A 23,141-nucleotide genomic window follows, 5' to 3' on the forward strand; every position below is an offset into this window, starting at 1 on the left:
ACTAAACTGATAGGCGAACCATTATATTCGTATATTTTGAATAAACGTCGCTTCTGGCGGAGGAAAAACATGCTTGGCAACCTGAAGATTGGCTACAAAATCATCGCCTTGTCCGTGATCGCGTTACTTGGTGTTATCGTGATCGGCGGGCTGCAGCTCTCGACACTTCGCGATGCACTTCTTGAAGATCGCAAGGACAAGATCCAGTCCACCACCAACTACATCACGTCAATCGCAAAATCCTATCAGGACAAGGTTGATGCCGGCATCCTCAGTCAGGAGGACGCCATCAGTCAGTTCTACGAGATTGCAGGCGCTGGCAAATATGATGGCAATATCGGTTATTTCTTTGTCTTCGCGACCGATGGCATGACCGAGATGCATGGTGCCAATCCCGCACTCGTGGGTAAAAGCCTCAATGATGCCAAGGACTCGCAGGGCAATTATTTCATCCGTCAGCTGATTGCCGCAGGCAACAAACCTGGTGGTGGTTTCTCGTCCTATCACTGGCCCAAGCCCGGTGAGGATGAAAGCCTGACCTTCGAAAAACTCTCCTTTGCAGAGCCCCTCCCCTGGGGATCGATCATTGGCACCGGCATCTATATTGATGATGTCGACGCCGCCTTCCGCGAACAGGCAACCTTCGTCATCATTATTGGTGCAGTCATTCTGTTGATCATGACCCTTGTCGGGCTGGCCATTGGCCGCGACATCACCGGCGGCCTCAAAACCCTTGCTGCACGTATGCGGATCATCTCGACCGGTGATCTTGAAGGCAGCATCGAAGGTCAGGAACGCCGCGATGAAGTTGGTGATATGGCGCGCACCGTGGTTTCTTTCCGTGAACAGGCGCGCGAAAACGTCAAGCTTCAGGAAAACCAGCGTGCGCTGGAAGAACAGGCCGAAGAAAATCAGCGTAAAGCCCTGATGGAAATGGCAGACTCCCTTGATAAGAAGGTCAAGGGTCTGATCAACTCAATCTCGGCTTCCATCAAGGATATGCAATCGGCCACCGATGAAATGCGTGATGCAACCAATATGAACAGCGAACTGGCTGGCGCTGTTTCAACCGCAACCACCCAGACATCAAGTAACGTTCAAACGGTTTCGGCTGCGACAGAGGAACTCTCTGCCTCCTCTGATGAAATCGCACAGCAAATCGCAAACTCGGCCAACATTGCCAACCGTGCAAATGACGAAGCCACGCGCACCAATGAAACGGTCACCGGTCTGTCCGAAGCCGCTCAGCGCATCGGCGATGTCGCAAGCCTGATCGGCGACATTGCTGAACAGACCAACCTGCTGGCGCTCAACGCCACGATCGAAGCCGCCCGTGCCGGCGATGCCGGCAAAGGCTTTGCCGTGGTCGCAAGCGAGGTCAAAAACCTCGCCAACCAGACCGCCAAAGCGACCGAGGAAATCAACCAGCAGATCCTGGCTGTTCAGAACGAAACCACCGAAGCGGTTGATGCCATCCGCCGGATTTCCGAAACCATCGCCCAGGTCGCAGACAGCTCAACCGCGATTGCGGCAGCGGTCGAAGAACAGCATGCCGCCATCGGTGAAATCTCGCGCAGTGTGCAACAGGCAGCCGATGGCACACGCGAAGTATCGGTCCGCATTGAAACCGTCAATGACAATGCCGGCAAAGTGTCATCGGGCACCAACCAGCTGGCCAGCACTGCAGAGAAATTGGTCTCCGAAGCCGTCGCGCTTGACGATGCTGTCGAAGCCTTCCTCGACGACCTGCGTAAAAGTGCCGCAAGCTAGGCAGGCAACACAAAAATAATAGGACACGCGCAAATAAAGCCGCCCCGGATCATCTCCGGGGCGGCTTTTCTTTCGGATATTCAAACCGGTGTCGCTTTATGGACGCGTGGCTTCAATCTCGATTTTGATGTTTACCGGGTCACCAACCTGGGATGTATCGGACCACTGGCCCTGCCCGACGCCAAAGTCGGTGCGGTTGATCGTCACTGTGCCCTCGGCTTCGGCCTTGTTGCCTTCGATCTCAAGATCGAACGGCAAGATCACTTCGCGGGTCACATCCCGAATGGTCAGGTCGGCAACCGCTTCATACTTGCCCGGCGCAATTTGGCTAAATGACTTGGTGGCGAACTTTGCCGTTGGCCACTGCGCAACATTAAACCAGTCCGGTGACACGATCTGGCTGTCACGATCGGCGTTCTGCGTATTGGCAGAAGCGATATCAATCAGAACCTCGACCGAGGACCCCGCCAGATCATCGGGTGAAAATACGATGGTGGCGTTAAACGATTCAAATTCACCTTCAAACTCTGCACCAAGTTGGGTGCCAGTGAATTCGATCTCGCTTTCATCGGCATTAACCACCCAACTATCTGCTGCCGTGGCCACACCGGAAAAACCGGCAAGGGTCGCAACCACAGTCAGGCTTGAAAGCATTTTGCGATTGATCAGAAACATATCAGCTATCCTTGATTTTGCCGGAATATTTGCCGGGCAACATACGGCGTAACGTCGCATCCCGGTCCCAGAAATGATGTTTTAAAGCTGCCAGAACATGCACACTGACCAGTCCGGCAACTGCCCATGACAGCAACCAGTGCACGGTGCGCAATGTATCGAACAGCTCCTGACTGGGCGCGACAAGATCTGGCAGGGTAAACAGGCCAAAGACACTGACCGGAAAATTCGCCGCCGATGACATGGTCCAGCCGGTCAACGGCATGGCAAACATCAACAGATACAATCCCAGATGCCCGGCCTTTGCCGCCAGTCGTTCAATCCGCCATTTGCCAAGTTCTTCTGGTGTTGGTTCACTCAGGCGCCAGACCACGCGCAGGGTCACCAGTGCGAGCACCGTCACCCCCAGTGATTTGTGGCGTGATATCCATTCAAGCTTTTCCATCCCCAACGGCAGGAGATCCATATACCAGCCAATGGAAAACACGCTGACCACAAGAAGCGCCATCACCCAGTGGAAGCTCTTGGTTACGGTGCCAAAAATCTGTTTCGTGCTGCGCAATTTCATAACGGGCTCGCCTCGCTGCCTGTCTGGGGCTGAAATGGCATGTGCGCTGCAACACAATGGTCACAGCGCACAGCCAGAATTCAGGTTCGCCGAATTACTTCTTCTTCAGGAATTCCGAAGAAATCTGAAGTTCGACTTCGTCGCCGACACCACCAACGAGGTAGTCCATGCCATAGTCAGAACGGGTCACGGTACCGGTTGCCGAGAAACCGACAGTCGCATCGCCGGTCATCGGATGATCACCTTCACCGGTCAGGGTCACGTCAAGAACCAGCGGCTTGGTTTCACCAAGGAAGCTCAGATCACCGGTGACTTTTGCCGCATTGTCGCCGATCAACTCGATGTCGGTGCTGGTAAAGGTCGCGGTCGGGAAGGCTTCAACATTGAAGAAATCGGCGGTTTTCATGTGGTTATCAAGGGCTTCAACGCCACTATCGATCTGATTGAGATCAATCGTGATGGTCGCCGAGGATGCAGACGGATTTTCACGATCAAGGGTCAGCTCACCCGTCGTACCGCCAAAACGACCCTGATAGTCCGAGAAACCAAGATGGTTGACGATGAAGATCACACTGGTGTGGGTCGGATCGAGTTTGTAGGTATCCGCAGCCTGGGCCGAGAACGCCGCACCCGACAGACCTGCAACAACTGCCAGTGCAACACCGGCTTTTTTGATCGACTTAAACATTTTCATTTCCCTCATGTTCACAAGGCGCAGACATCTGCTGCACCGCATTAAATCGTGAATTGAGGATGACAGGGCTGTGGGGCGCTCTCAAGCCGGTGAAACCGCAACATATATTTTCGTTTTTGGAAACAATCAGAAAAATATTTGCCATATTCTTGACAATTTGCGACCAATCATCGCGATCCAGGTGTCAGCCGATCAACAGGATTTCTGCGGCATCAAGACAAACCAGATGCCTTACCCAACAAAAAATCTGCCCGCATTCATGGCCGGCTTGTTGCCAAATTGATGATGATCTTCCTATGGCTGTTCCGGGGCGGCCTGACCTTGCGGTGCGGCTTCACCCCCATCGGTCTCAGTTCCGGCAGGATCAAGACATTCCTTAAGCCACACATCATAGACCGGGTGTTCAAGTGCGGATAAACCGGGGCTTGAAGCAAACATCCAGCCGGAAAACAGCTGTGTGCGCGTACCATTGCCATCATCGCGGATGTCGGCAATATCAAGGAAGGTTGCGCTTTCAGGCCGTTCTTCCGGCGGTGTGCGGTAACAGGCATCGACCCGGATTTCGAGTGTGCCAAAACTGGCCGTACGGCCAACCGGCACCTCGAATGTCGAAATACGCGCGGTGATTTTATCAAGCCCCTGAAGCTGGGCAATCGGGGCCGGGCGATAATCAAGCGCCGAAGACGCTGTTCCGATCATTGCACATGTCGAACAAATTGCGGCAATCGCAAAGGATCGTTTCATTGTGGTCTTCAGTCCTGTTTATCGCTTTTGTCATAAGGATTGTGCAGCTCGGCCACCAGATCGCGCATCACATTACGGAACTGTTCTTCATCACAGCCCATCAAAAGCGCGTCTTCCAGTGCGTCCTGCATGATCTCGCGCAGTTCACCGAAATTGTCATTGAGAACCTTGATCTTTTCTACGCACGATAGCGGCGAACCATCGCTGGCCTGCCAGGTGGGAAAGTGATCAACATTTTCGGTCTTTTTCATCAACCGCTCCGACATTCTATCAAAGACAGGGTTCTGTTCTTCTTGCCCTGCCCTAACATCATCTGCACCAGACCCTGCGATGCAAACCCGGCAAAATCATGGCCGGTTAAACCGGATCAATTATCGCTGTTGGTCGAAGAATAGATAACCTGACCAATCAGATCTTCGAGATTGACCGACCCTTGCGTGTATTCGATTTCGCCACCGGCTTCGATCATGTCAATGTCTCCGCCCGGCTCAAGTGCGACAAACTTGCCACCAAGCAATCCGTCAGACGCAATCTTGGCAGAGCTATCAAGCGGCAGCGCAAGATCAGAGCGCAACGACATCTTAACAACCGCCATATAGTTATCGGGATCAAGCTCCTGCGCGGTCACCGTTCCAACAGTAACCCCCGAAACACGGACGTCATTACCAACAACAAGACCGTCAATACGGTTGAAACTGGCCATGATTTCATAGCCGTCCACCGTGTTGATCCCGGCGCGTGAATAAGAATAGGCCGCAAATCCGACCGCAACCGCGATCACAGCAGCACCGGCAATGGTTTCAATCAGTCTGTTGCTCATAGACCTTATCCGTTCTGTATCTCTTTGAGACGTATATTGTTGAGACTTATATTGTATTGCCCTGCGTCGAAAAACAACCACCCAAACGATGGCCGCTCAAAACAGGCCATTGCCAAACAGCAAGCAGTTCCGAAACAAAACGGGCGCGAGTTGCCCCGCGCCCGCTTGAAATCGGAATTCTTTTGGATGATCAGCCTTCCGGCGACCAAGCCTGATAATCACCGGTCGCCGGTGCACGCTTGCCGCCGCTATATTCGTGGCCTTTCGGACGATAGGCGTGCTTGGTACCGGTCAAGTTAGGCAGATGATCTTTTTGCCAGTCATAACGGTCTTCGGCCTTGTCAGACAGCGGCGCATCAACGGTGTAATGCAGCCAGGCATGCCATTCAGCCGGAACTTTCGACCCTTCGACGACACCTTTGTAAACAACCCAACGCTTGGTGCGACGACCTTTGGCCGGAGTCTTTTCGGTGTAATAGGTATTGCCGAAACGGTCTTCGCCAACGCGCTTGCCAAACAGCGCAGTATAAATACGGGTGCCGACGGTGGCCATGTTGGGTCTCTCTCCAGATCTGGTTTGTCCGCCCGAGTTTCGGGAAGGCGGCAACAGGCATCGCAGGGTGCCAAGGTGATACACCCCGTTAATCAAGTGACTTATATGTCGTGATGTTCGGGGAAAGTCAATGTTTCAAGGCCCGCGAATGCCAAACAGATCGGCAAAAACGGTGCTGTTTCGCTGAATGGGAAATCAATACGTATTAAAGGCGACTTTTTACGTCTTAAAACAACCCACAACTGCTTGTGGGGCGACGACTCATTGATCCATCTACATCTGGGGGCTTTGTCCACCTGCTTATCCACAAACAGCCCCATACATGTAGTAGGCCGGGATCGTTGCTATCCCTGCATTTGCGCTCGTCTGAAAAAGAACATTTTAACATAAATATCAAACTGTTATCATTGGTCTCTATGCTAGGAACAACAACGAAACGTGCTGTTTTCAGCTTCGCACTGGAAATGGAATGAAATCCGCGTTAGCTTGATCCTGCGTTGTGGGGGTCTGTCTCGTTCCCACACAACATGTAGTCCGAGTCTTAGGACCGACACACAATCACACTGCGACACAAAGCGCAGTTTTCCGGGCCTCCCGGACCGATTCAGAGATTGTTAACGAGAATCCCACCAGCATCGAATCAGCAAGACGGCAATCGACCCACTAGATGTTGTGGTAAAAATTACTGTCAACCACAAAGATTAGTGGACTGAGGCGAAATTTTGCCGTTATAGTCCTCCCCACGGACCGGCTGGTTCCAAGGGGGGACCACACCACCGACTACCCATAATTGCGACGCTCTGGAAATGCCGGAAAATATCGGCATCGGGGGCAGCGCAAGAGCATTGAGCAAACTATATAGAGTCAGGCGATGTTGGCGCATCACCCGTAAGCGCCCTGTCACGTCTGATCACAACCGGAGCAGACCATGCGGATCACCAGAAAGTTCACTCAGGAAGGCGTCAGCCCGTACGCCGACATCGAATTTCGCAAGTCATCTTGTGTCATCAAAAACCCGGACGGCTCTGTCGTTTTTGAAATGAACGATATCGACGTTCCCGGCTCCTGGTCACAGGTAGCAAGTGACGTTCTGGCTCAGAAATACTTCCGCAAGGCAGGCGTTCCGGTTGCGCTCAAGCCCGTTAAAGAAAAAGACGTGCCGAGCTGGTTGTGGCGTCAGACTGCTGACACCGCCAAGCTCAACAAAATGCCGTCCGAAAAACGCTACACCAGCGAAACCAGCTCGACTCAGGTCTTTGACCGTCTGGCAGGCACCTGGACCTATTGGGGCTGGAAAGGTGGCTATTTTGACGCCGAATCCGATGCGCAGGCTTTCTTTGATGAAATGCGCTATCAGCTCTCTCACCAGATGGGTGCGCCAAACTCTCCGCAGTGGTTCAACACTGGTCTGCACTGGGCATACGGCATTGATGGCCCGGCACAGGGTCACTCCTATGTTGACTTCAAAACCGGCGAACTGACCAAATCGGCAAGCTCGTACGAGCATCCGCAGCCGCATGCCTGCTTCATTCAGTCTGTTGCCGATGATCTCGTCAACGAAGGCGGCATCATGGACCTGTGGTCACGTGAAGCCCGCCTGTTCAAATTCGGTTCCGGTACCGGTTCGAACTTCTCCAACGTGCGTGGTGGCGGTGAAAGCCTCTCGGGCGGCGGTCGTTCTTCCGGCCTGATGAGCTTCCTGAAAATTGGTGACCGTGCTGCTGGCGCAATCAAATCGGGTGGCACCACCCGTCGTGCTGCCAAAATGGTTGTGGTCGATATCGATCACCCGGACATCGAAGAATACATCGACTGGAAAGTCGTCGAAGAGCAGAAAGTTGCTGCCCTTGTCGCCGGCTCCAAACTTGCTGAAAAGCACCTGACGGCAGTTCTGGCCGCCTGCACCAACTGGGATGGCGACGCAGAATCCGAAGACCGCTTCCTGCCGCGCGCCAACCCGCAGCTCAAAGAAGCTGTTCTGGGCGCCCGCGCTGTGATGATCCCGGACTCATACATCAACAAGATTATCGAGTTCGCACGTCAGGGCTTCACCGAAATCAGCTTCAAGACCTATGACACCGATTGGGACTCCGAGGCATACCTGACCGTTTCGGGTCAGAACTCGAACAACTCCGTACGTGTCTCCAACGACTTCCTGCAGGCTGTTCTTGATAACGGTGACTGGGAACTGATCCGTCGTACCGACGGCAAAGTTGCCAAGTCGATCTCGGCACGTGATCTGTGGGACAAGGTCGGCGAAGCTGCCTGGGCCTGCGCTGATCCGGGCATCCAGTACGACACCACCATCAACGAATGGCACACCTGCCCGAACTCGGGTCGCATCAATGCGTCCAACCCGTGCTCGGAATACATGTTCCTTGATGACACCGCATGTAACCTTGCATCGCTCAACCTGATGAACTTCCGTTCTGATGATGGTGGCGTTGATATCGAGGCGTATGAACATGCTGTCCGTCTGTGGACTGTGGTTCTGGAAATCTCGGTTCTGATGGCACAGTTCCCGTCTGATCGTATTGCCGAACTGTCTTATCGTTACCGTACCCTTGGTCTTGGCTATGCCAACATCGGCGGTCTGCTGATGAGCATGGGTATCTCCTATGACAGCGACGAAGGCCGTGCGATTGGCGCGTCCCTGACCGCGATTATGTGTGGCGTGTCCTATGCGACCTCTGCGGAAATGGCCAGCGAACAGGGTGCATTCCCGGGTTACGCTGACAACGCCAAAGAAATGCTGCGTGTCATGCGCAACCATCGCCGTGCTGCTTACGGCGAACAGGAAGGCTACGAAGGCCTGTCGATCAACCCGGTTCCGCTGGTTGCTGCTGACAGCCCCTATGCCGATCTTCCGGTTGCCGCGCGTGCGGCCTGGGACAAGGCGGTCGAGCTTGGCGAAAAGCACGGCTATCGCAACGCCCAGACCACCGTTATTGCGCCGACCGGCACGATTGGCCTGGTCATGGATTGCGACACCACCGGCATCGAGCCGGACTTCGCACTCGTGAAGTTCAAAAAGCTTGCTGGCGGCGGTTACTTCAAAATCATCAACCGCACCGTTCCGGTTGCACTGGCAACGCTCGGCTATACCGAAAACCAGATCCGCGATATTGAAAAATACGCGGTTGGTCACGGTACGCTCAAAGGCTCGCCGTCCATCACCCATGATGAGCTGAAAGCCAAGGGCTTTGACGACGATGCGATTGCCAAGGTTGAAGGCGCACTGAAGAACGCATTTGATGTCAAATTCGTCTTCAACAAATACACCTTCGGCGATGATTTCTGCGTCAACCAGCTTGGTCTGGATGCCAAGGCGATCAACAGCATGGACTTTGACATGCTCGCCGCCCTTGGTTTTGACAAGAAGCAGATCGAAGCAGCCAACACCTATGTTTGCGGTTCGATGACCCTTGAAGGTGCCCCGCATCTGCGCGACGAAGACCTGCCGGTCTTTGATTGTGCAAACCCGTGCGGCCGTATCGGCAAGCGTTACCTCTCGGCAGAAAGCCACATCCGCATGATGGCTGCAGCACAGCCGTTCATCTCGGGTGCGATTTCCAAAACCATCAACATGCCGAGCAGCGCGAATATCCAGGATTGTAAAGACGCTTACATGCTGTCCTGGCGCCTGGGCCTCAAAGCCAACGCGCTTTATCGCGATGGTTCGAAACTCAGCCAGCCGCTCAACTCCGCACTGGTTGAAGAAGACGATTACGCAGATCAGCCGACCGCTGCCAAGGCAGCCCAGGCGTCCGAGCAGATCGTCGAGAAAATCATCGAACGCGTTGTCCGTGGTGACCGTCGTTCCCTTCCGGGTCGCCGCAAAGGTTACACCCAGAAGGCCACCGTTGGCGGTCACAAGGTTTATCTGCGTACCGGCGAATACGAAGACGGCAAGCTTGGTGAAATCTTCATCGACATGCACAAGGAAGGCGCTGCATTCCGCTCGCTGATGAACAACTTCGCAATCGCGGTGTCCATCGGCCTGCAGTATGGCGTGCCGCTCGAAGAGTATGTCGAAGCCTTCACCTTCACCCGCTTCGAGCCGTCCGGCATGGTTTCGGGTAACGATGCGATCAAGATGGCAACCTCCATCCTTGATTACATGTTCCGTGAACTGGCGATCTCCTACCTTGGCCGTAACGACCTTGCCCACGTTCAGCCGTCTGACATCCTTCCGGATGCGGTTGGCGAAGGTGTCGCCGAAGGTGATCTTGGCGAAGCTGCCGAGAAAGCTGGCGATCAGGCGATCGAAACCATCCGCAAGGTGGCATCTTCGGGCTTCGTACGTCGCAACCTCTATGTGGTTGATGGCGGCGTCCCGGCCGAGGACCGCGTTGTCGAAGTCAAATCGACCGGCACCGATGGCCACAGCCACACCCCGGAAACGGCAAGCACCACCACGGTGACCAAGACCACCACGACCGAGGCCGCCGCAATCCTGTCCACCAGCGAAGAAGTCATCGCCAAAACCGATGACAAGATGGACAAGATCCGCGAAGCGCGAATGAAAGGCTATGAAGGTGACGGTTGCCCGGATTGCGGTAACTTCACCCTGGTGCGTAACGGCACCTGCCTGAAATGTGACTCTTGTGGTGCGACCACTGGTTGTTCCTAAGGGGTCTCCCCTTCCGAACACCTGATCTGATCAGCAAACCGGCCGGGGCTTCCCCGGCCGGTTTTGTTTTGGGATTTTGAAAAAAGGAATGCGTTATGTCCCTGTCCACGCTTGGAAATGACACCGCCCTCATCGTCCTTGATGTGCAAAAGGCCATCGACGATCCGCGCTGGAACAGCAAAAACAATCCAAACTACGCCGATGTCATCGCCACGCTGCTGGCGGAATTTCGCGCGGCCAACCTGCCTGTCATCCATGTCCGCCACGAGGAAGCCAACCCGGCCTCAAGCTTTTATGTCGATGGCCCGGGACTACCGTTCAAGGACGAAGCCCTGCCGTTGGACGGCGAAACCGTGATCGCCAAACAGCAAAACTGCGCCTTTGTCGGCACATCACTTGAAAAACACCTGCATGAGCGCGGCATCAAACGCCTGATCTTCACTGGTGTGGTCATCCACAACTCCATGGATGTCACCATCCGCATGGCCCATTGCCTTGGTTTTGAAAACTGGCTGGTGCTGGACGCCACCACCGCAATTGATGTCACCGATGCCAATGGCAAAACATTCCCGGCTCAAGACGTGTTTGATCTTTATGCCGCTGTTCTTGCTTCAGAATATTGTGCACTGACTCGCAGTCGAGATGTGATCAACGCATTGTCATAAACGACATTTACCCTGACCAGCTTAAGCCTCAGACAACGCCCAATATCCACATTGCGCAACGAGTATCCACATTGCGCAGAAAACGACATTCATCTGCCCGGTCCTGAGGGTTTGCCCTTGATACCAATCGACGTGCCGGTGAACTTACGTTCAGCTGCATGCTGTCGGGTGTCGGCGATGACACTCAATTCATGCAACAGATTTTTAGCAAGGTAATGATATCTTGCGCTTAGGTCGATTTTATACTTTATAAATTTGCCTAAGCAGCCACCTCCCTGTTGTTAAAGGCCACCGATAAAAAACGGCGCAACAGGGCAAAAAGGGTCCAAAGGGACATACATGAGCAAACCGAAAGTATCGCTGTCACAGCGACCTGTCGTGCTGGATACTTTGCGGGCACGCGCGATATCAGCCTTCTCAGTGAAATCTTTTGCAAAAAACAACCCCGGCAGCAGCAGCAATGGAAACAGTGGTAATGTTGGACCCATTGTTGACATACGCGCTTGGCACGACCTGAAACGTGTAGCTCGTTTTCGCCTCGCCGCTTGTAAGTCTCTGCTTAAAAAGGCGCTTTATGCGCTGGCGCTGACGGGGCTGTCGCTGCCCTTTGCCGACGGTGCATTCGCACTTAGCGCTGGCTGCAACCAGTTAAACATTTTCTCAGGAACCTCGGATGGCTTGCAGATCTCCAGCGCCTTTAGTGCGAACGAGGTCGCCAAAGTTACCTTCACACATGCGGCCCCCGCTTCGACAATCAACTATACCTTTACCTATACGGACAATAACAACGCTGCCAATTCGCAGACGATCACGACCGGTAGCTCTGACAATGGCGACACCATCACCCTGTCTTTCAAGATTCCGGCCGACACCACAAACGGCGTCCTTCGCTTTCAAGGCGTCGGCGCGACCTACAACATGACAGGTGCCTGCTCTCTCAAAGCAGAACCGGCCGCGTCATCCTCCGCCAGCACCTCGTCCGCCGTTATCAATGCTGTTTCAAGGTCACAAACCACTGTTATCCAACAGAATATCGGATCACGCATCTCGTCCGTGACCGGTGGTGCGGGTGCTGGGGGCACCGGTACCGGAAATGCCGCAACCGGCAATTCGGATGCTGGCGAATCAGATACCGACGAGGTCGAGAATGCCAGTCTGGTCGGTCACCGCGCTGACGTCCCCCGAAACAGCATAACCGATGGCAAGAATGCGCTGCGCCGCATGGCGATGATGGGAAGCTTTGACAGCTCTAGCGGTCAAGGCATGCAGATGCTGGGCCTTGGCCCGACGGACCAGGGCGATGTTGGCGGTGCCGCCGGTGTCGATGGCCGTTCGGCCTTTGCCACTACCACACCGTTTACAGCTTGGGGCCATGGCTCCTTTACCTCGGTCGATAACGACTATATCAGCGGCGCCAATGACAGTCGCTATGAAGGTGATGTCTGGGGATATAATCTCGGTCTGGATTACCGTTTTGACGATGCGCTGATTGCCGGTCTGTCGCTTGGCTATAACGATACAGACCTGACGACGTCGTTTAACAATGGCAGCTACCGCGAAACCGGCTGGACGGCATCGCCTTATGTCATTTACCGCCCGGTCCATAACCTCACCATCTCCGGCGAAGCAGGCTACGGCATGGGCGATATTGATGTCACCCGCGCTAATAGCACGGTATCGGGCAGTACGACCTCTGACATGTGGTATGCCGCGCTGACCACGTCCTATCGGGTTCGCCCGGTTGACACCATGCCGCTGTCCCTGACCCCGTCGGTCGCGGTCCTCGCTGCCAGCAAAACTGTCGATGCCTATAGCGAAAGCAACGGCACAGCCAATGGGGCGAGCCGTTCCAACACCCGTCAAATAAAACCGGCCATCGAGGCCGCCTATGATTTCACGCCAACCCGAAGCCTGACAGTCACGCCATTCCTCGAAACCGGCCTGACCCATGATTTCACCGATGAAATCAACAATGACAAAACCGCCTTTAATCTCGGCGGCGGTGTGCGTTTGTCTGATGCCATGACCGGGCTTAATGCCGCCCTTGAAGGCAACTATCTTGCCGGGCGCGCGGATTACACCGAATACACTATTGGCGGCACCGTCACCTATGGCTTTGCCCTGAACGCCCCGGACGGGCAGCAAATGGGGATCATCACCCCGTTCTTCACCAGCAACCTCAATGAATATGGCAATCAGCGCATCCGAACCGGCTTTGGTTTTGATGCAGGACGCCTGACCAGCGAGCTTGCGCTTAGCCACAGGATGACGCTCGCCCATAACGATGACGACGGCCACGACAACCGCGATACCAGCGTAGTTGAAATCACCCTGTCATTGCCTTTCTGATCGCGCCAAGATCAAACCTGCCGGGAACACCTCGAAGAATCGCGCGTTATCGTTTCTGTTCAATATATTGGCGCCTGCCATGCCCCCTCAGTCAGGGCGGCGCCAGTCAAAACAGATAACGACAGGAGCAAACATCATGTCCTTTGGCCGTATTCTGGGTGTTGTCGCCCTTGTGGTCGGCATTGGCCTTCTGGTGACGGGCTTTAATGCATCGGAAAGTGCCGTCGATCAGCTTTCGGAAACCTTCCTTGGCCGCTATACCGACGAAACGGTCTGGTATCTGATTGGTGGTATCGCCGCCTCACTCGGCGGTCTGTTGTTGCTGGTAACGGGCGGCAAACGTTAAGCATATTTGCGCCACTGTCCACCGACGCAGGTCCGTGGGCAGTGGCGACATTCTGCCACGCACGTCCAACCCCTTGCCTAAGACAGCGTATGCAGCCAATGCTCATAACGCTTGTCGAGTTCCCCTTCATCAACCTTGCCTAAATTCGGTGAAGCACCCGCACGCACATCACCCGGTGTGACCTCGTATTTCGCCCGGAAGGCCCGGATAAATCCGGCATCGGTTTCATAGCCGCATTCAAGCGCAATGTCATAAATCGACCGGCTGTGTCCTGAACGATCGCCAAGCAATGTCAACGCATGACGAAGCCGCATATCGCGCAGATACTGCTTAACCCCGCCATGTTTCTGAAACAGCCGATACAGCGCTGATCGCGACATGCCCAGGTCATCGGCCGCCGTTTCAGCCGTCAGTTCCGGCGACAACAGGTTTTCACGGAAATAGCGCCGGACACGCACAGATTTTTCGATATCCCGACGCAATGCCTGTGTGCCGGGGGTGTTGCCCTCCGCCGCGTTCAGGCAGGTTGCAAGTATCATGACGATGGATTTTTGCAAAACAGTGATCTGTGCGTCATCAAGCTGATCGATATAGCGATGCATCGACAAAATCTGCTGAAACAGCATCTTCACCAACGGATCCCTTTCCGACAAAAACCGCAGATTATGGTCTTCCGGATTGCTCAGATGTTCCTCGACCAGATGTCTGGGCAAGAACAGATGCAATGAACTGAACTGATCACTGGCCTGCGCCTCGGTCGGCTGCGCCAGATCAAGCAGCAACAAACCACCGCGCTTAAGAATATCACCGCCCACACCCCTGTCGGATTTCACCCCGCCATCGGTATAAAGCTGCACGTTGTAATGATCCATGCCATCGGCCGCGATCATTTGCGAGGTGCGGGAAAAGCTCTGTGAACAGCTTTGCGCCTCGACCATCATCAGGTCGCGATGTCGCCATGAATCAAGGTTCGCGACAAAGCCGTCCTGACGGGTCTTGCGGTCCGCGTCGACACTGTAAATGCAGTTGATACTTTCTTTCCAGATCTCGAATTGCTGTGCGCTCGGAAGTCCACGAAGCGAGAAGCGAGATCTTTCAAGAATTGCGCTCTTGCGATCTGATTGATGCGTCATACCTTGACAGCCAAATGAAGGATAAATCGTAATATCAGACTGCTGTGCTTTGCTTTTGTTTTCAAGAACGTTTATCCCGCCCCGCCGCCAACTGACCTGACGGCTGTGCCGCGATCAGGACCGGTTTCAGGCGCGTTTTCGCCCCAAAACCCGCAGGTTCCCTATGCTCTACGCCCGCACTCAATGTTTACCCACAATGAACAAAAGCGACGATTGGCAACAGACTGTTGCCAAAACCTTACTGTTCAACCTCTGCAACGAAGCGCATAGTCGTTACAAATGATTGACCGATGAGGTTTCACCATGACCGAGACAGTTTCAAACACCGGCAGCACTGCACACAATCTTGCGCCGATCTTCATTTCCCACGGGTCTCCGATGCTGGTTGCGCGTCAAAGCACACCGGCCTTCCACTTCTTTGTCGATGAACTTTCGAAAATCACCGATGGTGTGCGCGCCATTGTGATGGTTTCGGCCCATTGGCAGACCGCAAATCCGACGATCTCGACCGCCGCAAAACAGGAAACCATTCACGACTTCTATGGCTTCCCGCAACCGCTTTACGATCTGCACTATGATGTCAAAGGTGCGCCGGATCTGGCACGTGAAATCGCCGAGGAAATCGGTCTTGAAACCGACGCCGCGCGTGGGCTTGACCACGGGGCTTGGATGCCGATGTATCTCGCCCGCCCCAATGCCGACATTCCGGTTTTCCAGCTTTCCATGCTCGGCCATGGCGGCCCGAAAGAGCATTTTGAACTCGGCAAGAAACTGCGCAAACTTGGCGAAAAAGGCATCCTTGTCATCGCCAGTGGCGCCATGACCCACAATCTGCGCGCACTCGATCGCAACGAAGGCCCGATTGATCCCTGGGCAGTCGAATTCACCGACTGGATGCTCGCAAAGATCGAAGCGGGCGATATTGATGCCCTGCTGAATTATCGCGATACCGCGCCAGCCGCAAAAATGGCCCATCCCGAAGATGACCACCTGATGCCGCTTTATGTTGCCCTTGGTGCTGCGTCTGAACGGTTTTCTCCCAAGCTGCTGCATAACAGCTACGAGTTCGGCAACCTTGCCATGACCGCCCTTCGCTTCTACGATCAGGACGAAGTCAAATCAGCGGCCTGATGGATTGATCACCTGATCCCGTCCGGCCCAAAGCCGGACGGATATCATGCTTTCGCAAGACCAGATCACCCTTGAAATCACCACCAGCGGTCAGGGACTTTATGAAGTCACCGAACCGATCCAGTCATGGGTGGCACAGACCGGTCTTGAACGCGGACAGCTGACCATCTTTGTCCGCCACACCTCGGCCAGCCTGACCATTCAGGAAAATGCCGATCCGGATGTCCGCCTTGATCTTGAGACCTTCTTTGGCCAACTGGTGCAGGAAAATCCCAGCCTTTATCGCCACACCTGCGAAGGCCCGGACGACATGCCCGCCCATATCAAATCAGCCCTGACCGATGTCTCATTGACCATTCCGGTGTCTGATGGCCGGGCGGTCCTTGGCACGTGGCAGGGGATCTATTTGTTCGAACACCGCCATGCCCCGCATCATCGCAAGGTCACCTTGCACCTGATCGGCGAATAGGCCAGATAAATTGCCATGCACGGGCTTGTCCCTATGCCGCCAGAACTGGCTCGGACGCCCAAAGCCCCTTGACCTGTACTTCAAGCAATTCACGCAATGTCCCGCACATATCCTCGCAGTCAAAATTCTGCGTGCTGAAATGCTCGTGAATGGTGAATAAAAACAGCGCCATCAGGGTTTTCTGTATCAGAACCGGCGGCAAATCGGGGTTGAGTTCACCCGAAAGCTGCGCTTCCTCGATCAGGGACTGAACGGCTGCAATCAGCCCGCTGCTTTCCATGATCGCATGCACTGCACCCTTTCTCGGTGAAAAGACAATCTGCTGCATGATCACCTGCCACAAGCCGGGATTAAGCCCGACCTGGGTAAAGCGGTAGGACGCGACATGCATCATCTTGTCCACAAAGCACCATTCCGGGTCCATCGTGTACAGGCCCTTTTCAATCGCCTCTGCCATCTGCTGCCCAACGCAGCAAATCAGCAATTCTTCCTTTGTCGGGAAGTGATTGAATATCGTTCCTTCTGCGACACCGGCCTTTTGTGCAATCTGACGTGTCGGCACATCATCAAACGCCCTGGCGCAAAAACATGCGCGTGCGGCATCAAGGATTTTCTGGCGGGTTTCTTCCCGCTGCGCAGCGCGAACAGTCATCGACATCCCCTTAAATGAGTTCACTCACTGAGCGCACTCATTTAAATCATCAGAACGGGAGTGTCAATTCGGGGCAACATTCACAGACTGTTCGAGTGCCGCCTGCATCATCGTGCCCCGGCACCGGGCGAAAATGTCCGTTGCCGGTCGATAAAGTCCTGTCGAAACATGCATCGCACCCAGCACGGTCGAAAACAGATTATCGTGTGAAAAGCTGCCCGTTTGTGCCTGCGTGGCAAGGCAGCTGGTCTCGATCCGGTTGGCCTCCGCATAACCATCTGACATCCAGACCATCATCGGCACCCTGGTTTGCTCAGATGGGGCCAGCATGTAAGGCGCCCCATGCAGGTACAAACCCGCCTCACCCAGCGACTCACCGTGATCCGAAACGTACAGCAGAACCACATTGTAATCGTCCTGATACGATTGCAGGCGTTCGGTCAACTGGGCGACCACATAGTCGGTATAGCGAATGGTATTGTCATAGGTATTGATCAGCTCCTGCGCGCTGCAATTTTCAATATCACTGCGCGGGCAATCGGGGGCAAACGCCCGGTGTGCGTCGGGATAGCGTTTATAATAGGTCGGCCCGTGACTGCCCATGATGTGAAAGGCAATCAGGCGGTCATGCGGTGCGTCTGATGTCACCTCTTCATCAAGGCCGCGCAACATCACTTCATCAAAGCAGGTGCCAAGTACGCAATCCTCGGGGAAATCCTTGGGCTCGATATTGATATGGCGCACGCGGTCACACACGCCCTTGCAGCCCTCGTCATTTTCCTTCCACAAAACATCGATGCCGGCATGATCAATCACATCCATCAGGCTTTCACTGTGCCGCGCGACCTCGCCGTCATAGCCCGCATGATCCATCGGCGAAAACATGCACGGCACTGAAACCGCGGTTGCTGTCCCGCACGATGACACATCCTGAAAGGCCAGCATGCCGTCAATCTGACTGGTAAACGGCGATGTCGGGCGCGCATATCCATTGGCAGCAACGCTTTGCGCGCGCGCAGTTTCCCCGATCACAAGAAACATCAATGTCGGCTTGTCCTGCGTCGCCATTTCAACCGTGCGCGCATCCTGCCCGATGGCCTGAAATGGCATATCGGAATAAAGATAGCGCCGTTTCACAAGCTGGATCGTCCCGGTGATGTAATTGGACGGCACAAGCTCCTTGCCCAGAACCTTGTTGTTACGCCCGACGGATGCGTAATCCTTGAAGTAAAGCGATCCGATCCCGCCAAGCACCAAAAGCGGCACAACCATCAGAACAACCCGCTGCCCGATGCCGCGAAAGACGGTTTTTGGAAAGCGCAGCGGCACAAGGATCAGAAGCAAAGCCGGAACAATCCCGGTCACCACAAACCACAACGCCGCCTGAAGATTGAAATATGAAAGCGCCTCGCTCTGATTGGTCTCGACGACATTTTCTATCATGCCGCGGTCAAACACGATGCCGTATTTCAACATCGCATAATGCGCCAGCGCGCCGGTCAGGATCAGGAAAACAAAGAATGGCTTGAACAGATAACGCCACGAAAACGGCGTAAACACGATCAGCGATGCGCAGATCAAAACAAACGGCGCACTGATCGCAAAGCCCGCGTCATAATCGCTTAGGCCCCCCAGAATGCCATAAAAGTGGCTCAGCACTTTCCAGTTCAGAACCAGCGCAAAATACACCGCCAGCGCCAAAAGCGCATAGCGATAGTCAATCGGGGAAAGGCGTAAGAAGGAACGAAGTCGACGCATCCGGGTATCCTTGGGCAATGGATCATTGCCCCACCCATAGCGTGCTTACCTGACAGCAAACTGAAATCACTTAGATGATGTCGAAAACCTCAGGCGGCTGCGCGTGCCTTTGCATCGGCCCGGGCCCGTTTACTCGCCCGCAGGCCCAGCAGGCTGTGAAGGACAAGCGTGGTGATCACCACCGTCCCGCTGATCAGCGTCATGTCGTCGGGCACTTCGCTGACAAACAGCCACACCAGAAACGACCCGAATATCGCTTCATTGAGCATGATCAGGCTGACCTCGGCGGCCGGAATTTTGCGCGAGGCATAGGAAATCATCAAAAACGATACCGGCAAAACCCAGAAGCCCATCGCCAAAAGCCAGACCCAGTCCATGCCAATTGGCGATAACGGCGCTGCCATCGGCAGCAGCACAAGCGTCACGATAAAGGATCCAAACAGCATGCCCTTGATCGCATCAATCTCGGGCTTCACACCCAACAGATTGAAATAACCTGCCATACAGATCGCAGCGCCGAGCGCAAGCATATCCCCCAGCGCATTCGCCCCGCCAAACCCGGCACTAAACAGGCTCAGCAACGCGACAAACACCACGACAGAGGCAACCCATGTCCGCATCGGTTGCGCGCGTTTGAAGATGAAAACGCCAATCAACCCGGCCAGAAGCGGTGTCGCAGCGATAATGATCAAGGTATTGGCCGCATCGGTATTGCGCACCGAAAACATGAAAAGCGTGCAGGTCCCGCCGTAAAACAGCCCGGTCAGCATTTCAAAGCCGCTGGGCCGGATCGATTGCACGATGCCCTTGCCCTTCTTGGCCCCGTTCCAAAGTGCCACCAGCAAAAGTGCCAACGCCAAAAAGCCCAGCCGCCAGAACGCGGTTGTAAAATCATCGGCCTCAATCAGACGCAGCAAAAGCGCATCGGGCGACAGGATCACAACCCCCAACAGGGCGATCCATCCACCATGCACTTTGTCAAACCGGTCCATTAACGCCATCTGTTTCAACCTTTGTCCGGCTTACGCCGACTGAGTGTCCCAAAAACAAAGCAGCGCGTTCCAGGGTCAGGACCCTAAACCCGTGCTGCACATAAAGACATTGTCGCGGGCCTTTCCCCTTATGGCAATTCGATTTTTTCAACAATTCTCAAATGGTCCTCTGCCCCTTGCCTGCCCGCGTCCTGAGGTGCATGTTTCGGTCAATTGCATCGACACAAAGAAACTGTTTTGTTTGCCCGCCAACCCCGATAAGTTGGGGTCAAATTTGAACATCTGCCAAGCAAAAGGATGGATCATCATGGCTGGTAAAATCGACGCGCATCTTGCCGATCTCGGCATCACTCTGCCAACCGCGACCGCCCCGGTTGCGAACTATGTGCCCTATGTCATCTCGGGCAAGCTGGTGCATATTTCCGGTCAGATCACCATGGAAAATGGCGAGTTGAAATTTGTCGGCAAACTCGGTGCCGACTATGACGTCGAAACCGGTCAGAAGGCCGCCCGCCTGTGCGCACTTAACCTTGTCGCACAGCTCAAGGCCGCCATCGGTGATCTTGATAAGGTCACCCGCGTTGTCAAACTGAACGCCTTTGTCAATTCCGCACCGGATTTCACCGATCAGCCAAAAGTCGTCAATGGCGCGTCGGACACCATGGTCGAAATCTTTGGCGATGCTGGCAAACATGCCCGTTCGGCTGTTGGCGTTGCTGCCCTGCCGCTCGGTGTTGCCGTTGAAATTGATGGCATCTTTGAAATTGCCTGATCGCCGTTTCGGCGTTTGAAATCATGCACCGATCAGCACCGCTGGTCGGTGTTTTCTTTTGGGCCATTACATCTGATGAAAATGCGTGCGCACCATCTGGGCAAAGACATCGCGCACGTCGTTATGGGCCCCGGCCTTTTCCATCAGGCTAATGGCAAATTTCGGCAATTCCGGCAGGCCATGATCACCACGAAGCGCCTCAAGATCATCGGGGATTGTTCCGACCAAAAAGGCGGTAACTGACAAATCTGATCGCACGGTCGCTGCAGTTGCTTCGATATTGCCGCTTTCAAACACGCTGCGCCATGCAATGCCCGCCTGATCAAGCCCATCAATCACTGCCGGACGAAATGCACATTCGCGGCTGACCAGTGACACCGGCAAAGGACGTTTTGTCTGCGCCTTGCCCGATTTTGCCCCGACCCACACCAGTGGTGCGACCGCCAGGCAATCACCGGCAATCTGACCAACCGGTTCCTCGACGAGCGCAATATCAATCTCGCCACCATTCACCATGGCCCGCAGTTCCGATGAACTGTGGCACCGCAGCGAAAGCTCGATGCCCGGATAATGGTCGCAAAATTTCCGAAGCGGCGTGCGCATGAAAGTACCGACAAGGTCATACGGAATACCGACGGTCAACTTGCCGACATAGCCATCCGCGCTCATGTCCTGCCATATCTCGTCATTCAGCAGCAGCATCCTCTGCGCCTTGCGCAGCAATTTCTCTCCATCCTCGGTCAGGTGCAACCCTTTGCGCGTGCGGTCAAACAAGGCGCGCTCCAATGCGGTTTCAAGCCGCTTGATCTGCTGGCTCACCGCCCCTTGCGTAAGGTTAAGCACCTCTGCCGCACCGGTCATGCTGCCGGTTTCCGCCACCGTCACAAAGGCACGCAACAGCGCCACATCAAGATTTCGCATGGTCTCCCCGCCGATCCAGCCGCGACATCAACAACAGCATTAACAAACGTAATACCATCCATAATGAACATTCGCTTTCCTGATGCAAAGAATTGTTTTCTGATATCCCCTGCCTCACATGCCCCGCGCCACCCGCCATCCGCCACCGCTGGAAGATAGAATGCCCGAAACCCTGCTGCCCGTTTTGTCCTTTACCCTGGCCGCGGCCCTGTCGCCGGGCGGGGCGACAACCCTTGCCACTGCGTCGGGCGCACAGTTCGGCTTTCGCCGCTCCGTGCCATTTATCATGGGCATTTCAATCGGCATGCTCACACTCTCCGTTGCCGGTGCGCTGGGGCTGGCGAATCTTGTGCGCGCGTTTCCGTCCATTGAACTCATCACCAAGCTGATCGGCACCAGCTATCTGGTGTGGCTGGCCTTTAAAATCGCCATGGCCCCGCCACCACCCTCTGCGCAAAAGCTTGAAACCGATGGCACAGAACAAGGCCAACCCATCCCGTTTCTTGGTGCCTTTGGTCTGTTGTGGCTTAATCCCAAGGGCTGGGCTGTCACCATCGGGGCGGCGGCATCCTTTTCTGCCATCACCCAGAACCCGACTGAACTGGCGGTTATTCTTGGCAGCGCCTTTGCCTTTTCCGGCTTTTTGTCGATGGCGCTTTGGTGCGCATTGGGACTAAGCCTGTCGCTGTTACTGACATCGGATTGGCAATGGCGCACGGTCAATGTGACGCTGGGTGCACTTTTGATCGCCTCCATCATTCCGATGTGGCTTTAAACGCGACGCACGCCAAACCCCCTTGACCTCAACCATGGTTAAGGTCGGACAAGGATCGCATCACATCCGTATGAGGTAATTAGAATGCGCGTCTTTGTCACAGGTGGCACCGGGTTGATCGGCTCGGCCATTGTTGAAAATCTGATCACGCGTCAACACGATGTTTTCGCCCTTGCCCGATCACGCGCCAGCCACGAAATGCTCCTCCGTCTTGGTGCAACCCCGATCCGGGGCGATATCACCAACCCGACCGCGTGGGTAAACGGCCTGCCGGATGTTGATGCCGTCATTCACACGGCCTGCGATTTTTCCGATCAGATGCCCCGTATTGACGCCAATCTGCTTGATCACTTGATCCCGGCCCTTCATCGCATGTCTGGAACGGTGCGCTTCCTCTATACCGGCGGCGTCTGGAGCTATCCGCAAACCGAACCGGGACAGATCGGCGACGAAACACTGCCCTTTGCCTCTTTGCCGGAATTTGACTGGATGATTGCCGGGCTAAACCGCATTCTTGCCGATGAAAAACTGCACGGCATCATCATTCATCCGGGATGTGTCTATGCCACCGGCCGCCATGGGCATACCGGCCTGTTTGAGCGCGCCATCACATCCGCCCAAAGCAGCAAGATGATTACCATTGTTGGCGGCGACCATATTGATCAACCCATGGTCCACACCGATGATCTGGCCGATCTTTATGGCCGTGCACTCACAGATG

Annotated in this window: 23 protein-coding genes; 11 read left to right on the forward strand and 12 right to left on the reverse strand. The window is 54.7% G+C overall.

Features of this window, described 5'->3' with window-relative positions; all coding sequences use genetic code 11:
• Nucleotides 1–69: 69 nt before the first annotated feature.
• Entirely contained in the window at nt 70–1,770 is a 1,701-nt protein-coding gene (locus tag HED22_RS19110) for a methyl-accepting chemotaxis protein (RefSeq protein ID WP_167725287.1), read from the forward strand.
• Nucleotides 1,771–1,866: 96 nt separating this feature from the next.
• Here the strand turns inward: HED22_RS19110 and HED22_RS19115 are convergent, their stop codons facing one another.
• The 3 genes from HED22_RS19115 to HED22_RS19125 form a co-directional block, all read right to left on the reverse strand.
• A complete protein-coding gene (locus HED22_RS19115; protein WP_175581327.1) occupies nt 1,867–2,445 on the reverse strand; it encodes a YceI family protein in 579 nt (192 codons plus the stop codon).
• 1 nt (nt 2,446) lies between these two features.
• Nucleotides 2,447–3,013 carry a cytochrome b gene (locus HED22_RS19120; protein WP_167725289.1) on the reverse strand — a complete coding sequence of 189 codons (567 nt, stop codon included), beginning with the start codon at nt 3,011–3,013 and terminating at the stop codon, nt 2,447–2,449.
• Nucleotides 3,014–3,107: 94 nt separating this feature from the next.
• Entirely contained in the window at nt 3,108–3,701 is a 594-nt protein-coding gene (locus tag HED22_RS19125; protein WP_167725291.1) for a YceI family protein, read from the reverse strand.
• A 76-nt stretch (nt 3,702–3,777) separates the two neighbouring features.
• Here HED22_RS19125 and HED22_RS19130 point away from each other — a divergent pair, with 76 nt between their 5' ends.
• On the forward strand, nt 3,778–3,990 hold the full coding sequence (locus tag HED22_RS19130; RefSeq protein WP_167725293.1) for a hypothetical protein: 213 nt from the start codon (nt 3,778–3,780) through the stop codon (nt 3,988–3,990).
• Nucleotides 3,991–4,001: 11 nt separating this feature from the next.
• Here HED22_RS19130 and HED22_RS19135 read toward each other — a convergent pair whose 3' ends face one another.
• The 4 genes from HED22_RS19135 to HED22_RS19150 all read right to left on the reverse strand — a co-directional run bounded on the left by HED22_RS19135 (nt 4,002) and on the right by HED22_RS19150 (nt 5,824).
• Entirely contained in the window at nt 4,002–4,451 is a 450-nt protein-coding gene (locus tag HED22_RS19135) for a DUF2155 domain-containing protein (protein ID WP_167725295.1), read from the reverse strand.
• Between the two features lie 8 nt (nt 4,452–4,459).
• Nucleotides 4,460–4,702: a hypothetical protein gene (locus HED22_RS19140; protein WP_167725297.1), complete on the reverse strand. Its 243-nt coding sequence runs from the start codon at nt 4,700–4,702 to the stop codon at nt 4,460–4,462.
• A gap of 116 nt (nt 4,703–4,818) precedes the next feature.
• Complete coding sequence (mlaD, locus tag HED22_RS19145) at nt 4,819–5,271, reverse strand: outer membrane lipid asymmetry maintenance protein MlaD (RefSeq protein ID WP_167725299.1); 453 nt, start codon at nt 5,269–5,271, stop codon at nt 4,819–4,821.
• Nucleotides 5,272–5,461: 190 nt separating this feature from the next.
• Nucleotides 5,462–5,824, reverse strand: coding sequence for an NADH:ubiquinone oxidoreductase subunit NDUFA12 (locus HED22_RS19150; RefSeq protein WP_167725301.1), 363 nt, complete (start codon nt 5,822–5,824; stop codon nt 5,462–5,464).
• Nucleotides 5,825–6,752: 928 nt separating this feature from the next.
• On the opposite strand from HED22_RS19150, the gene HED22_RS19155 reads away from it, so the two are divergent.
• The 4 genes from HED22_RS19155 (at nt 6,753) to HED22_RS19170 (ending at nt 13,817) form a co-directional block, all read left to right on the forward strand.
• Nucleotides 6,753–10,457, forward strand: coding sequence for a vitamin B12-dependent ribonucleotide reductase (locus HED22_RS19155; protein WP_167725303.1), 3,705 nt, complete (start codon nt 6,753–6,755; stop codon nt 10,455–10,457).
• A 95-nt stretch (nt 10,458–10,552) separates the two neighbouring features.
• Nucleotides 10,553–11,122, forward strand: coding sequence for an isochorismatase family protein (locus HED22_RS19160; protein ID WP_167725304.1), 570 nt, complete (start codon nt 10,553–10,555; stop codon nt 11,120–11,122).
• 678 nt (nt 11,123–11,800) lie between these two features.
• The gene (locus HED22_RS19165; RefSeq protein WP_167725306.1) at nt 11,801–13,471 is read left to right on the forward strand and encodes an autotransporter outer membrane beta-barrel domain-containing protein; all 1,671 of its coding nucleotides are present in this window, start codon (nt 11,801–11,803) and stop codon (nt 13,469–13,471) included.
• Nucleotides 13,472–13,607: 136 nt separating this feature from the next.
• Nucleotides 13,608–13,817, forward strand: coding sequence for a DUF3185 family protein (locus HED22_RS19170; RefSeq protein WP_167725308.1), 210 nt, complete (start codon nt 13,608–13,610; stop codon nt 13,815–13,817).
• A gap of 77 nt (nt 13,818–13,894) precedes the next feature.
• Here the strand turns inward: HED22_RS19170 and HED22_RS19175 are convergent, their stop codons facing one another.
• Nucleotides 13,895–14,950 (reverse strand): helix-turn-helix domain-containing protein, encoded by a 1,056-nt coding sequence (locus tag HED22_RS19175; RefSeq protein ID WP_167725310.1) that lies wholly within the window; start codon nt 14,948–14,950, stop codon nt 13,895–13,897.
• A 303-nt stretch (nt 14,951–15,253) separates the two neighbouring features.
• On the opposite strand from HED22_RS19175, the gene HED22_RS19180 reads away from it, so the two are divergent.
• Entirely contained in the window at nt 15,254–16,081 is an 828-nt protein-coding gene (locus HED22_RS19180; RefSeq protein WP_167725312.1) for a class III extradiol ring-cleavage dioxygenase, read from the forward strand.
• A 46-nt stretch (nt 16,082–16,127) separates the two neighbouring features.
• Nucleotides 16,128–16,550 (forward strand): secondary thiamine-phosphate synthase enzyme YjbQ, encoded by a 423-nt coding sequence (locus HED22_RS19185; protein WP_167725314.1) that lies wholly within the window; start codon nt 16,128–16,130, stop codon nt 16,548–16,550.
• A gap of 31 nt (nt 16,551–16,581) precedes the next feature.
• Here the strand turns inward: HED22_RS19185 and HED22_RS19190 are convergent, their stop codons facing one another.
• From HED22_RS19190 to HED22_RS19200, 3 genes are all read right to left on the reverse strand, one after another.
• Nucleotides 16,582–17,202: a TetR/AcrR family transcriptional regulator gene (locus tag HED22_RS19190; RefSeq protein WP_167725316.1), complete on the reverse strand. Its 621-nt coding sequence runs from the start codon at nt 17,200–17,202 to the stop codon at nt 16,582–16,584.
• A 63-nt stretch (nt 17,203–17,265) separates the two neighbouring features.
• Complete coding sequence (locus HED22_RS19195) at nt 17,266–18,960, reverse strand: phosphoethanolamine transferase (protein WP_167725318.1); 1,695 nt, start codon at nt 18,958–18,960, stop codon at nt 17,266–17,268.
• 89 nt (nt 18,961–19,049) lie between these two features.
• Complete coding sequence (locus HED22_RS19200; RefSeq protein ID WP_167725320.1) at nt 19,050–19,961, reverse strand: DMT family transporter; 912 nt, start codon at nt 19,959–19,961, stop codon at nt 19,050–19,052.
• A gap of 298 nt (nt 19,962–20,259) precedes the next feature.
• On the opposite strand from HED22_RS19200, the gene HED22_RS19205 reads away from it, so the two are divergent.
• Nucleotides 20,260–20,724 (forward strand): RidA family protein, encoded by a 465-nt coding sequence (locus HED22_RS19205; RefSeq protein ID WP_167725322.1) that lies wholly within the window; start codon nt 20,260–20,262, stop codon nt 20,722–20,724.
• A 66-nt stretch (nt 20,725–20,790) separates the two neighbouring features.
• Here the strand turns inward: HED22_RS19205 and HED22_RS19210 are convergent, their stop codons facing one another.
• Nucleotides 20,791–21,645, reverse strand: coding sequence for a LysR family transcriptional regulator (locus HED22_RS19210; protein ID WP_167725324.1), 855 nt, complete (start codon nt 21,643–21,645; stop codon nt 20,791–20,793).
• Between the two features lie 160 nt (nt 21,646–21,805).
• Between HED22_RS19210 and HED22_RS19215 the strand changes: the two genes are divergently transcribed.
• A complete protein-coding gene (locus tag HED22_RS19215) occupies nt 21,806–22,420 on the forward strand; it encodes a LysE family translocator (RefSeq protein WP_167725326.1) in 615 nt (204 codons plus the stop codon).
• Between the two features lie 84 nt (nt 22,421–22,504).
• A partial coding sequence (locus HED22_RS19220; RefSeq protein ID WP_167725328.1) for an NAD-dependent epimerase/dehydratase family protein occupies nt 22,505–23,141 on the forward strand: 637 nt, incomplete at its 3' end.

The organism is Thalassospira sp. HF15, from assembly GCF_011806525.1.
GTDB lineage: Bacteria > Pseudomonadota > Alphaproteobacteria > Rhodospirillales > Thalassospiraceae > Thalassospira.